13 protein-coding genes are annotated in these 12,517 nt (G+C 72.2%); 9 read left to right on the top strand and 4 right to left on the bottom strand.

Going from position 1 to position 12,517, the window contains the following annotated elements:
• Positions 1-6 precede the first annotated feature (6 nt).
• From dxr to AC2RP6_RS12955, 6 genes are all read left to right on the top strand, one after another.
• Positions 7-1,260 (top strand): 1-deoxy-D-xylulose-5-phosphate reductoisomerase, encoded by a 1,254-nt coding sequence (gene dxr, locus AC2RP6_RS12980; protein WP_486446382.1) that lies wholly within the window; start codon positions 7-9, stop codon positions 1,258-1,260.
• On the top strand, positions 1,257-2,558 hold the full coding sequence (locus AC2RP6_RS12975; RefSeq protein WP_486446381.1) for a M50 family metallopeptidase: 1,302 nt from the start codon (positions 1,257-1,259) through the stop codon (positions 2,556-2,558). Before dxr ends, AC2RP6_RS12975 begins: the two co-directional genes overlap by 4 nt.
• A gap of 176 nt (positions 2,559-2,734) precedes the next feature.
• Positions 2,735-3,892 carry a flavodoxin-dependent (E)-4-hydroxy-3-methylbut-2-enyl-diphosphate synthase gene (ispG, locus tag AC2RP6_RS12970; protein ID WP_467278670.1) on the top strand — a complete coding sequence of 386 codons (1,158 nt, stop codon included), beginning with the start codon at positions 2,735-2,737 and terminating at the stop codon, positions 3,890-3,892.
• Positions 3,893-4,176: 284 nt separating this feature from the next.
• Positions 4,177-5,022 carry a GNAT family N-acetyltransferase gene (locus AC2RP6_RS12965; RefSeq protein WP_486446380.1) on the top strand — a complete coding sequence of 282 codons (846 nt, stop codon included), beginning with the start codon at positions 4,177-4,179 and terminating at the stop codon, positions 5,020-5,022.
• A gap of 62 nt (positions 5,023-5,084) precedes the next feature.
• Entirely contained in the window at positions 5,085-5,627 is a 543-nt protein-coding gene (locus AC2RP6_RS12960; protein WP_486446379.1) for a GNAT family N-acetyltransferase, read from the top strand.
• Between the two features lie 42 nt (positions 5,628-5,669).
• The gene (locus AC2RP6_RS12955; RefSeq protein ID WP_486446378.1) at positions 5,670-7,385 is read left to right on the top strand and encodes a proline--tRNA ligase; all 1,716 of its coding nucleotides are present in this window, start codon (positions 5,670-5,672) and stop codon (positions 7,383-7,385) included.
• Between the two features lie 26 nt (positions 7,386-7,411).
• Here the strand turns inward: AC2RP6_RS12955 and AC2RP6_RS12950 are convergent, their stop codons facing one another.
• Genes AC2RP6_RS12950 through AC2RP6_RS12935 form a run of 4 tightly spaced genes read right to left on the bottom strand, consistent with a single transcriptional unit; the run spans position 7,412 to position 10,342 of the window.
• The gene (locus AC2RP6_RS12950) at positions 7,412-8,380 is read right to left on the bottom strand and encodes a slipin family protein (RefSeq protein WP_486446377.1); all 969 of its coding nucleotides are present in this window, start codon (positions 8,378-8,380) and stop codon (positions 7,412-7,414) included.
• Between the two features lie 42 nt (positions 8,381-8,422).
• Positions 8,423-9,325 (bottom strand): aminoglycoside phosphotransferase family protein, encoded by a 903-nt coding sequence (locus tag AC2RP6_RS12945; RefSeq protein ID WP_486446376.1) that lies wholly within the window; start codon positions 9,323-9,325, stop codon positions 8,423-8,425.
• 31 nt (positions 9,326-9,356) lie between these two features.
• The gene (locus AC2RP6_RS12940; protein ID WP_486446375.1) at positions 9,357-9,800 is read right to left on the bottom strand and encodes a ferritin-like domain-containing protein; all 444 of its coding nucleotides are present in this window, start codon (positions 9,798-9,800) and stop codon (positions 9,357-9,359) included.
• Positions 9,797-10,342: a hypothetical protein gene (locus AC2RP6_RS12935; RefSeq protein ID WP_486446374.1), complete on the bottom strand. Its 546-nt coding sequence runs from the start codon at positions 10,340-10,342 to the stop codon at positions 9,797-9,799. Before AC2RP6_RS12935 ends, AC2RP6_RS12940 begins: the two co-directional genes overlap by 4 nt.
• A 157-nt stretch (positions 10,343-10,499) precedes the next feature.
• Between AC2RP6_RS12935 and rimP the strand changes: the two genes are divergently transcribed.
• The 3 genes from rimP to AC2RP6_RS12920 all read left to right on the top strand — a co-directional run bounded on the left by rimP (position 10,500) and on the right by AC2RP6_RS12920 (position 12,460).
• Positions 10,500-11,012 (top strand): ribosome maturation factor RimP, encoded by a 513-nt coding sequence (gene rimP, locus AC2RP6_RS12930; RefSeq protein ID WP_486446373.1) that lies wholly within the window; start codon positions 10,500-10,502, stop codon positions 11,010-11,012.
• Between the two features lie 2 nt (positions 11,013-11,014).
• Positions 11,015-12,025, top strand: coding sequence for a transcription termination factor NusA (gene nusA / locus AC2RP6_RS12925; protein WP_486446372.1), 1,011 nt, complete (start codon positions 11,015-11,017; stop codon positions 12,023-12,025).
• A gap of 147 nt (positions 12,026-12,172) precedes the next feature.
• Positions 12,173-12,460, top strand: coding sequence for a YlxR family protein (locus AC2RP6_RS12920; protein WP_486446371.1), 288 nt, complete (start codon positions 12,173-12,175; stop codon positions 12,458-12,460).
• Positions 12,461-12,517 lie beyond the last annotated feature (57 nt).

Genomic DNA, 12,517 nt, shown 5'->3' with positions numbered 1-12,517 from the left:
GGGGGCATGAGCGACCGTCCAGCCCCCCTCGCCGACCCGCACCTCCTCTTCGACGCCGAGGCCGGCCGCCGGGACATCGTGATCCTCGGGTCCACCGGCTCCATCGGCACCCAGGCCATCGACCTCGCCCTGCGCAACCCGGACCGGTTCCGGGTCACCGCCCTGTCCGCCGCCGGCGGCCGGGTGGCGCTGCTGGCCGAGCAGGCCCGGCTGCTGCGCGTCGAGAAGGTGGCCGTCGCCCGCGAAGACGTCGTACCGGCCCTGAAGGAGGCGCTCGGAGCCCAGTACGGCCCGGGCGAGGCGCTGCCCGAGATCCTGGCCGGGCCGGACGCCGCGACCGAACTCGCCGCCTCCGCGTGCCACACCGTCCTCAACGGCATCACCGGCTCCATCGGCCTCGCGCCGACCCTCGCCGCGCTGCGGGCCGGCCGCACCCTGGCCCTGGCCAACAAGGAGTCGCTGATCGTCGGCGGCCCGCTGGTCAAGGCCCTCGCGAAGCCCGGCCAGATCATCCCCGTGGACTCCGAGCACGCCGCGCTCTTCCAGGCGCTGGCCGCCGGAACCCGCGCCGACGTGCGCAAGCTCGTGGTCACCGCCTCCGGCGGCCCGTTCCGCGGCCGCACCCGCGCCGAGCTGGCACGCGTGACCGTCGAGGACGCGCTCGCCCACCCCACCTGGGCCATGGGCCCGGTGATCACCGTCAACTCGGCGACCCTGGTCAACAAGGGCCTGGAGGTCATCGAGGCCCACCTGCTCTACGACATCCCGTTCGAGCAGATCGAGGTGGTGGTCCACCCGCAGTCGTACGTGCACTCGATGGTGGAGTTCACCGACGGCTCCACGCTCGCCCAGGCCACCCCGCCGGACATGCGCGGCCCCATCGCGATCGGCCTGGGCTGGCCCCTGCGGATCCCGGAAGCCGCCCCCGCCTTCGACTGGACCAAGGCCTCCACCTGGGAGTTCTTCCCGCTGGACACCGAGGCGTTCCCCGCCGTGGGCATCGCCCGGCACGTGGGCGCCCTGGGCGGCACGGCCCCCGCCGTGTTCAACGCGGCGAACGAGGAGTGCGTGGAGGCGTTCCTGGCCGGTCGGCTGCCGTTCACAGCAATCATGGATACGGTCTCTGCCGTGGTCGACGAGCACGGGACGCCGGAGTCGGGAACCTCCCTGACCGTCCAGGACGTCCTTGAAGCAGAGGCCTGGGCCAGGGCCCGGGCGCGGGAGATGGCGGCTCGGGCCGCCGCGGAGGCGCGCGCATGACACTTCTGATGACGGTGCTCGGAATCGTGATCTTCGCGGTCGGCCTGCTGGTCTCCATCGCGTGGCACGAGCTGGGGCACCTCTCCACGGCCAAGCTCTTCGGCATCCGCGTGCCCCAGTACATGGTCGGCTTCGGCCCGACCGTCTGGTCGCGCCGCAGAGGCGAGACCGAGTACGGCATCAAGGCCATCCCCATGGGCGGCTACATCCGCATGATCGGGATGTTCCCGCCCGGCGAGGACGGCAAGGTCACCGCCCGGTCCACCTCGCCGTTCCGGTCGATGATCGAGGACGCCCGCTCGGCGGCCTACGAGGAGCTCCAGCCCGGCGACGAGACCCGGCTGTTCTACACGCGCAAGCCGTGGAAGCGCGTGATCGTGATGTTCGCCGGCCCGTTCATGAACCTGGTCCTGGCCGTGGCGATCTTCCTCACCACCCTGATGGCCTTCGGGCTGAACACCCAGACCACCTCGGTCGCCACCGTCTCCGACTGCGTCATCCAGCAGAGCGAGAAGCGCGACAAGTGCCGGCCCGGTGACCCGGCCGCACCCGCCCAGGCGGCGGGCCTCAAGGCCGGTGACAAGATCGTCGCCTTCAACGGCCGCCCGGTCGACGACTGGTCCGCCCTCCAGAAGGACATCCGCGCCACCGTCGGACCCGCCACGATCACCGTGGTCCGGGCCGGGGAGCGCCTCGACCTCAAGGCGAACCTGATCGAGAACAAGGTCGCCAGGACGGACGGCAGCGGCAGGTACGTCAAGGACGAGTACGTCACCGCGGGCTTCCTCGGCTTCGCGCCCGCCTCCGGTTACGTGCAGCAGTCCTTCGGCCAGTCCGTCGAGCGCATGGGCGAGATGATGGAGGCCGGCGTGCAGTCGCTGGTCGCCCTGCCGTCCAAGGTCCCGGACCTGTGGGACGCGGCCTTCAACGGGGCCGAGCGCAAGCAGGACAGCCCCATGGGCGTCGTCGGCGCGGCCCGCGTCAGCGGTGAGATCTTCACCCTCGACATCCCCGCCCAGCACCAGCTGGTGTTCTTCCTGAACCTGCTGGCCGGCTTCAACCTCTCGCTGTTCCTCTTCAACATGCTGCCGCTGCTCCCGCTCGACGGCGGGCACATCGCCGGCGCCCTCTGGGAGTCGCTGCGGCGGGGCGTGGCGCGGATCTTCCGCCGTCCCGACCCCGGCCCGTTCGACGTGGCGAAGCTGATGCCCGTCGCCTACGTGGTCGCGGGCTTGTTCATCTGCTTCACCCTGCTGGTGATGGTGGCCGACGTGGTCAACCCGATCAAGATCACCTAGCGGTCCGGGGGGCATATCCCGGACGTACCGGAGCCGGGCACGGATCGTGCCCGGCTCCCTACGTTCGGGTGGCGCACCCCCTCGGATGCACGGCCCGCCCCTTGGTTGGCGTAATCTCGAAGCCTGGAGCCCGCCGATCTCGGGACCTTGATCCACACCTTGGGGTTGCACAGCAGATGACTGCCATCTCTCTCGGAATGCCGGCCGTGCCGACGAAGCTTGCCGACCGCAGGGTCAGCCGCAAGATCCAGGTCGGCAAGGTGGCCGTCGGCGGCGACTCGCAGATCTCCGTCCAGTCGATGACCACCACCAGGACCTCCGACATCGGGGCGACGCTCCAGCAGATCGCCGAGCTCACCGCCTCCGGCTGCGACATCGTCCGCGTGGCGTGCCCCACCCAGGACGACGCCGACGCGCTCGCCGTGATCGCCAAGAAGTCGCAGATCCCGGTCATCGCCGACATCCACTTCCAGCCGAAGTACGTGTTCGCCGCGATCGACGCCGGCTGCGCCGCGGTCCGCGTCAACCCGGGCAACATCAAGCAGTTCGACGACAAGGTCAAGGAGATCGCGAAGGCCGCGAACGAGACCCGCACGCCGATCCGCATCGGTGTGAACGCCGGCTCCCTCGACGCCCGCCTGCTGAAGAAGTACGGCAAGGCCACCCCCGAGGCGCTGGTCGAGTCCGCGCTGTGGGAGGCCTCCCTCTTCGAGGAGCACGGCTTCGGCGACATCAAGATCTCGGTCAAGCACAACGACCCGGTCGTCATGGTCAACGCCTACCGCCAGCTCGCCGCCGCCTGCGACTACCCGCTGCACCTGGGCGTCACCGAGGCCGGACCCGCCTTCCAGGGCACCATCAAGTCCGCGGTCGCCTTCGGCGCCCTGCTCTCCGAGGGCATCGGCGACACCATCCGCGTCTCCCTCTCCGCCCCGCCGGCGGAGGAGGTCAAGGTCGGCATCCAGATCCTGGAGTCGCTGAACCTCAAGCCCCGCCGCCTGGAGATCGTCTCCTGCCCCTCCTGCGGCCGCGCCCAGGTCGACGTCTACAAGCTGGCCGAGGAGGTCACCGCGGGCCTGGAGGGCATGGAGGTCCCGCTGCGCGTCGCGGTCATGGGCTGCGTCGTCAACGGCCCCGGCGAGGCCCGTGAGGCCGACCTCGGCGTCGCCTCCGGCAACGGCAAGGGCCAGATCTTCGTGAAGGGCGAGGTCATCAAGACCGTCCCCGAGTCGAAGATCGTCGAGACCCTCATCGAAGAGGCCATGAAGATCGCCGCACAGATGGAGGCCGACGGCGTCACCAGCGGCGAGCCGACCGTCGCCATCGGCGTCTGAGTTTTTCGGGCTCGCCTCGCCTCCGGGGCGCCTGTTGCCGGCTCGTGCCGGCGTACGTGCTCGAAAACGCTCGTTCCTCGCGTTTCCTGCGCGCGTTCGCCGTCACTCCCCGGCGCGCCCCTTCGGCTCGCCTCGCCTCCAGCTGGGCGGCCCGCACGTGGCCCCGGCCCCGTTCCCGCAGTTCGGGAGCGGGGCCGGGGCCTTTTCGTGACCTCTGGACGCGGCATCGTCCGGCCCCGCCGGGTACAGTGCGGAGATCAGCAGACTTGCATGGTGAGGCCCCAGTGTTGACGCAGACCACCACCCGGGTCCTTGAGCCCAGTGATCTCGACGCCGCGCTCGACATCCTCGGACGCGAGCCGGTCGAGAACGCCTTCGTCACCTCCCGGGTCCAGGTCGCCGGACTCGACCCATGGCGCCTGGGCGGCGAGATGTGGGGCTGGTACGCCGACGGCGAGTTCCGTTCGCTCTGCTACGCCGGAGCCAACCTGGTGCCCGTCTGCGCCGAGCCCGACGCCGTACGGGCCTTCGCCGACCGGGCCCGCCGCACCGGCCGCCGCTGCTCCTCCATCGTCGGCCCCGCCGAGCCGACCCGACGGCTGTGGCAGCTCCTGGAGCCGAGCTGGGGCCCGGCCCGCGAGGTCCGCGCCCACCAGCCCCTCATGGTCATCGACCGCCCCTCCACCACGGTCGAGGCGGACCCGCAGGTCCGCCGGATCCGCAAGAACGAGATGGACCTGATCATGCCCGCCTGCGTGGCCATGTTCACCGAGGAGGTCGGCATCTCACCCATGGCCGGCGACGGCGGACTGCTCTACCAGGCCCGCGTCGCCGAACTCGTCGCAGGCGGCCGCTCCTTCGCCCGCGTCGATGACGGCAAGATCGTCTTCAAGGCGGAGATCGGTGCCGCCACCGCCCGCGCCTGTCAGATCCAGGGCGTCTGGGTGGCTCCCGAGTTCCGCGGCCGCGGCCACTCCGAGACCGGCATGGCCGCCGTCGTCGCCTACGCGCTGCGCGACGTGGCGCCCGTCGTCAGCCTCTACGTGAACGACTTCAACACCGCCGCGCGGGCCGCCTACCGCCGGGTCGGCTTCCGCGAGGTCGGCGCGTTCATGAGCGTGCTGTTCTGAACCGGCGGCATACTCCGGACGCGGCGTTTCGGCACACCCTTACCCCGAAGTAAGGTCGCCGCATGCTGCCTTCCGGAGTCCGTATCGGCCCCCTCGACCTCGCCGGCCGCGTGGACGAGGCCCTGCGCGTGCAGGCCGTCGCCTTCGGCCTCAGCGAGGAGGAGGTCGGCATCCGGCGCTACATCGTCCAGCGCCACATGGCCTGCAAGGGCGCCCGCGCCCTCGGCGCCTTCGCCGAGGACGGCGCGCTCACCGGATTCGTCTACGGGATGCCCAACGACCGCACCCACTGGTGGTCCACCGTCGTCGAGCCCTACCTGCGGGCCGGCGGACACGAGCACTGGCTCGACGGCTCCTTCGTCATCACCGAACTCCACGTCCACCCCGGCTTCCAGGGCCACGGTGTCGGCCGCGCCCTGATCACCACCCTCACCGACGACGCCGCCGAGCCCCGCTCGATCCTCTCCGCCATCGACACCGAGAGCCCCGCCCGAGGGCTCTACCGGACCCTCGGCTACGTCGACCTCGCCCGCCAGGTCCACTTCCCGAGCGCGAGCCTCCCGTACGCCGTCATGGGCGCCCCACTGCCCCTGACCAGGCCCTGAAATGGTTTCCGGGGTCCTCCGGCCCCCGGTAACCTCCCGGGCATGTCCACTCACCACGTACAGCGCATGTCCCGCCTCATGGCCAAGACCCTCCGCGAGGACCCGGCCGACGCCGAGACCCTCAGCCACCGGCTCCTGGTCCGGGCCGGATACGTCCGGCGCAGCTCGGCCGGCGTGTGGACGTGGCTGCCGCTCGGCAAGCGGGTCCTGGACAACGTCAGCCGCGTCGTCCGCGAGGAGATGGACGCCATCGGCGCCCAGGAGGTGCTGCTCCCGGCCCTGCTGCCGAAGGAGCCGTACGAGGTGAGCGGCCGCTGGACCGAATACGGAGACCTGCTGTTCCGGCTCAGGGACCGCAAGGGCGCGGACTACCTGCTCGGGCCGACCCACGAGGAGATCTTCACCCTGGTCGTGAAGGACCAGTGCACCTCGTACAAGGACCTGCCGGTCATGCTGTACCAGATCCAGACCAAGTACCGGGACGAGGCACGGCCCCGGTCGGGCGTGCTGCGCGGGCGCGAGTTCCAGATGAAGGACTCCTACTCCTTCGACGTCTCCGACGAGGGCCTGGAGGAGTCCTACCGGCTCCACCGCGAGGCCTACGTACGCATCTTCGAGCGGCTCGGCCTGGACCACCGCATCGTCTCGGCCGTGTCGGGGGCGATGGGCGGCTCGGCGTCGGAGGAGTTCCTGGCCCCCGCCGGGGCCGGCGAGGACACCTTCGTGGACTGCCCCTCCTGCGACTACGCCGCCAACACCGAGGCCGTGACCTTCGCGCTGACCCCCGTGTCCGCGGAGCACCCGGCCCTGGAGGAGGTGGACACCCCCGACACCCCGACGATCGAGACCCTCGCCGCGCACCTGGGGGTCCCCGCCTCGGCGACGCTGAAGAACCTCCTGGTGAAGGTCGACGGCGAGATCGTGGCCGTGGGCGTGCCCGGAGACCGCGAGGTGGACCTCGGCAAGCTGGGCGAGCACCTGGCCCCCGCGGTCGTCGAGCTCGTCACCGCCGAGGACTTCACCGGCCGGCCCGACCTCGTACGCGGCTACGTGGGCCCGCAGGGCCTGGAGAAGGTCCGCTACCTCGCCGACCCGCGGGTCGCGCCGGGCACCGCCTGGGTGACGGGCGCCAACAGGCCCGACACGCACGCCCGCAACGTGGTCTGCGGCCGGGACTTCGAGGTCGACCGGTACCTCGACGTGGTGGTCGTGGAGCCGGGCGACCCCTGCCCCTCCTGCGGCGCCGGGCTGCGGCTCGACCGCGCGATCGAGATCGGGCACATCTTCCAGCTCGGCCGCAAGTACGCGGACGCCTTCGGGCTCGACGTACTGGGCCGCGAGGGCAAGCCGGTCCGGGTCACGATGGGCTCCTACGGCATCGGCGTCTCCCGCGCGGTGGCGGCGCTGGCCGAGCAGACGGCGGACGAGCGGGGCCTGTGCTGGCCGGCGGCGGTGGCCCCGGCGGACGTCCACGTGGTCGCGGCGGGCAAGGCCGTACCGCTGGCGCTGGCCGAGCGGGCGGCGACGGCCCTGGCCGCGTCGGGCCTGCGGGTGCTGCTGGACGACAGGCCCGGGCTCTCCCCGGGCGTGAAGCTCACGGACGCGGAGCTGATCGGCGTGCCGTGGATCCTGGTGGCGGGCCGCCGCTCGGCCGACGAAGTCGTCGAACTCCAGAACCGCGCCACGGGCACCCGCGAGGAACTCCCCCTGCCGGAAGCCCTCGCCCGCCTCCGCGAGCCGGTCCCCGCCGACGCCTGAGGGCGGGCCGGGGCCCCGCGCAGCGGCTACGGCGGGGACTCGTCCGGGTGCGGGGACGGCGGCTCGGCGGCCTCCAGGGCCGGCTCCGCCGCCGGTCCGACGGCCGCCGCCCCGTCCCCCTTCGCGGCGTCGACGGCGGCCGGCGCCACCGGCCCGTCGACCTCGACCGGCCCGGGGCCTTCGGAAGCCGGGCCGGCCGAGGCCGGTTCCTCCCGCGCGGGGGCGGCCGCGGGCGGCGGGGCGGCGCGTTCCAGGAAACGCAGCAGCTCCACCGGGAACGGCAGCACCAGCGTGGAGTTCTTCTCGGCGGCGACCGCCACGACCGTGTGCAGCAGGCGCAGCTGGAGCGCCGCGGGCTGCTCGGACATGACCTCCGCCGCCTCGGCGAGCTTGTGCGAGGCCTGCAGCTCCGCGTCCGCGTTGATCACGCGGGCCCGGCGCTCGCGGTCCGCCTCCGCCTGCCGTGCCATCGACCGCTTCATCGTCTCCGGCAACGACACGTCCTTGATCTCGACCCGGTCGATCTGCACGCCCCAGCCCACCGCCGGGCTGTCGATCATCAGCTCCAGGCCCTGGTTGAGCATCTCGCGGTTGGACAACAAATCGTCCAGGTCGGACTTTCCGATGATCGACCTGAGCGAGGTCTGCGCCATCTGCGAGACGGCGAAGCGGTAGTCCTCCACCGCCACGACCGCGTTCGCCGGGTCGACGACCTTGAAGTACACGACCGCGTCGACCCGGACCGTGACGTTGTCCCGGGTGATGCCCTCCTGGGCGGGCACCGGCAGTGTCACGATCTGCATGTTGACCTTCCGGAGCCGGTCGATCACGGGAACGATCACCGTGAAGCCGGGGGGCCGGATCTCCTCCCGCAGCCTGCCGAAGCGGAACACCAGGCCGCGCTCGTACTGCTTCACCACCCGGGCGGCGGCGCCCATGTAGACCACGACGCCCACACCCGCGGCGACCACTGCTGTCAGCAGTTCCTCGACCATGACGGCCCCCTGCCGGACATACCGTTGTATTTACGGTATGCCCTACAGCCAGGCGGCGAACTCCAGGAGGAGTTCCGCTTCGCGGCGGCGTCCGGCCGTCAGGGCGCGGTGGCCCGATTCCACCGCCCGGAAGAGGGTCCAGCCGCGCAGCCGGTCCCGGTCCACCTCCAGGGCGTCGGCGAGCTTGTTCACCCGGCGCCGGGCGCCCGCCGCCCCCGCCGAGGAGGCCACCTGGTCCTCCAGCCGGTCCCGGACCAGCCGCGCCAGGTCGTAGGCCCGCTCCCCGACCAGCGGGTCGGGGCCCACGGTCAGCCACGGGGCCCGTTCGCCCGCCAGGACCTTGCCCTGCCGGAAGTTCCCGTGCAGCAGCAGGGCCTCCGGCGGGGCCGCCAGCAGTTCCTCGCGCGCCGCCAGCGCCGCCCCGGCCAGCGCCCGCACCTCCTCCGGGGCCGCCTCCAGGGCCGCGGACCGGGCCCCGGTACGCTCCGCCACGGTCTCCCAGCCGTGCCCGGCGGGAGGCGCCACCCACAGCCGGCGCAGCGTGCCGCTCGCCTCCAGCAGGGCCTTCGCCTCCGGCAGGGAACGCAGCGACACCTCCGGGTGCAGCCGCTCCAGCAGCAGGGCCCCGTCGTCCTCGTGGTGGCGGGTGTCCAGGACCCGTACGGCGCCGAAGCCGCCCCAGTGCGCCAGCGCGGCCAACTCCCGGTCGGGCCGGGCGTGCGGGGGCGCCAGTTTCAGCGCGGCCGGGGTCCCGTCCGCGTAGGCGGCGAGGACGACCAGACTGCTGCGGCCGCCCGGGGCCTGCACCCGCCGGGCCCGGAGGCCCCGCCGGGAGAGCGCGGCCTCGGTGAGCCCGGGCAACTGCCCCAGCCACTCCGTGTCCTGCGCCGTTCCCGGCATCTCGCCGAGCGCCCGTACAAGCCGCTGCGGCGGTTCGAAAGCCATGCGTGCGTGGTCCCTTTCAGCTGGTGAGGGCTCACTGTGCGCGTTCGGTGAGCCCAGGGAAGGCTACGCCGACACCGCGCCAGCGTGCCGCGCGCACGGCCGCGGCGCTCAGCGCGTCGGCCGCCTCGCGGCGCAGCGGGCCCTCCGCCGCCCGCACCAGATCGGAGTACGCGCCGGCCACCCGGTCCTCGATCACCGCGGCCAGCCGCTCGGCGTCGGCGGGGCCGCGCACCTCGAACGGCAGGGCGTACGCCGCCTCCGAGGGCCGGGGCGAGCCGCCCAGCTCGCGCACGGTCCGGGCCAGTGCGTCCCGCCTCCCCAGGTGGCTGCCGTACGCCTCCCGGGCCTCGGTGGCGCGGGCGCCGGTGGTGCGCGCGCCGATGACCCCGTACCCGTACGCGGCCGCGTGCTCGGCGGCGAGGGCCGCCTGGGCGGCCTCCAGGGCCCGTCCGGCGGGGGAGGGTTCGGGCTTCACGGCGTGGCTCCGGGGGTCGAGGTCAGCAGGTGGACGTGCACGGCGCCGCAGGCGGCGACCGAGGCCAGCAGCCGGGCCAGTTCCCCGGGCGCCCCGGCGAGGTCGATGGTCCGGGCCTCGGACAGGCTCCGCTCGGCGTCCGCGAGGGCGGTGACGGCCTCGGCGGGCTTCGCGGGCACCGGCTCGCCGCTCGCGGCGGGCGCTGCCGCCCCCGTACCGCCGGACGGAGACGCAACCGGGGACGGCCGGCCCGACACGGCGGCGGGGGACAGGGCCGTCGCGTGCGCGGCGACCGCGGCCCGCAGCGGCGCCAGCCGCGCCGCCAGGTCCGGATGGGCGGCCGCGGTGGCGTCGTAACGTTCCAGCAGTCGAGCGCTGTCACGAACGGCGGCCTCCCGCATCCGCCGTTCGAGTGAAATCGCCGGGTCGGAGGCCGCCGAGCGGTCGTCGGTGCACCCGGTCAGCAGCGCGGCGCCGGCCGCACCGGCGGCCCCGGCGAGCAGGCTCCTGCGCGAAGGTCTCGAAGGCGGAGTCCAGGGCACGGCGTCGTCCTCGGGGGTGTGGGGCGGGGCAGGGTGTGATCACGGTACCCGGGGCCCTCGTGGGAGGGCGGACGGCAACACCCTCCGACACCGGATACCCTTTGACCTGACACACGACGGAAACCACAACAGCACACGCGGCCGAGGAGTCACCCGGATGAGCACCACCCAGAGCGACAGGCTGCGCGGACTGCTGGAGCCGCTCGTCGCCGCCAAGGGCCTGGACCTCGAAGAGATCGAGCTGTCGCGGGCGGGCAAGCGCCGGATGCTGCGGATCATCGTGGACTCCGACGAGGGCGTGGAGCTGGACGCGTGTGCCGAGCTGAGCCGTGAGGTCTCCGACAAGCTCGACGACTCCGACGTGATGGGCGAGGACGAGTACGTCCTCGAGGTGAGCTCCCCGGGCGCGGACCGCCCGCTGACCGAGCACCGCCACTACGTACGGGCCATCGGCCGTCTCGTGAAGTTCCAGCTGTCCGCCGAGGACGCGAAGGGCGCCGGGGAACTGGTCGCCCGCATCCTCGACGTCGACGACGAGGGCATGGACCTCGAAGTACCGGGCGTGAAGGGCCGCAAGGCCACCGCCCGCCGCATCGCGTTCACCGACATCGCCAAGGCGCGTGTCGAGATCGAGTTCAACCGCAAGGACAAGAAGGAAGAGGAGGCGTAGCCATGGACATCGACATGAGTGCCCTGCGGGGTCTGGTCCGGGAGAAGGAGATCTCCTTCGACCTGCTCGTCGAGGCGATCGAGTCGGCCCTCCTCATCGCGTACCACCGCACCGAGGGGAGCTTCCGCCGCGCCCGCGTCGTGCTGGACCGCACCAACGGTCACGTGGTCGTGTGGGCGACGGAGGACCCGAGGGACCTCGAAGAGGGACAGGAGCCGAAGGAGTTCGACGACACGCCGTCGGACTTCGGCCGGATCGCCGCGACGACCGCCAAGCAGGTGATCCTCCAGCGTCTGCGCGACGCCGAGGACGACCTGACCTTCGGCGAGTTCGCCGGCCGTGAGGGCGACGTCATCACCGGCGTCGTGCAGCAGGGCAAGGACCCCAAGAACGTCCTCGTCGACATCGGCAAGCTGGAGGCCATCCTGCCGGTGCAGGAGCAGGTCCCCGGTGAGGACTACCCGCACGGTCTGCGCCTGAAGGCATACGTCGTGCGGGTGGCGAAGGGTGTCCGCGGCCCGTCCGTGACCCTCTCGCGCACCCACCCGAACCTGGTGAAGAAGCTGTTCTCGCTGGAGGTCCCGGAGATCGCCGACGGCAGCGTCGAGATCTCGGCGATCGCCCGTGAGGCCGGTCACCGCACCAAGATCGCCGTCCGGTCCACCCGTTCGGGCCTGAACCCCAAGGGCGCCTGCATCGGCCCGATGGGCAGCCGCGTGCGCAACGTCATGGCCGAACTGCACGGCGAGAAGATCGACATCGTCGACTGGTCGGACGACCCGGCGGAGATGGTCGCGAACGCCCTGTCACCCGCCCGGGTGAGCAAGGTCGAGGTCGTCGACTGGGACTCCCGTTCCGCCCGGGTGACCGTGCCCGACTACCAGCTGTCCCTGGCCATCGGCAAGGAGGGGCAGAACGCCCGCCTCGCCGCGCGGCTCACCGGCTGGCGCATCGACATCCGCCCCGACACCGAGGCGTCCCCGGACGCCGACCGGGACCGGGACGGGGAATAAACCGGTACCGGCCGGGGCTACCCCGACGGTAGACAGGGTCGGGACGGCCGCTGCCGAGGGCAGCGGATCAAGACAACACGACAGCCGTTCGATTTTTACTCCGACACTCGTCGGGGGAGAGGTCGGTACGGGGAGGTAGACTTAGGCGTGTCTGGCCGGACGCAAGCCCGCGCACGCCCCGAACGCACCTGTGTGGGGTGTCGGGAGCGAGCGGCCAAGAGCGATCTGCTGCGGATCGTGGCGGTCGAGGACGAATGCGTCCCCGATCCTCGCGGTACGCTGCCCGGCCGGGGTGCGTACGTGCACCCCGCCGTGGTCTGCCTCGACCAGGCGGTCCGCCGCCGGGCGTTCCCCCGGGCCCTCAGGTCCGCCGGAGCGCTCGACACGGCGAACCTGCGCAATGCCGTGGCCGGGAAAGCCGGGACCACAGCGTAGAGAAGTAGTACGGCACGGATACCCCGTGCGGTCAGGTACCTCGCGAGTTGGAAGTAG

Source organism: Streptomyces sp. WAC03905 (assembly GCF_057371075.1).
Note: the sequence above shows the minus strand (reverse complement) of the source record. Positions and strands in the feature narration are given on the sequence as shown.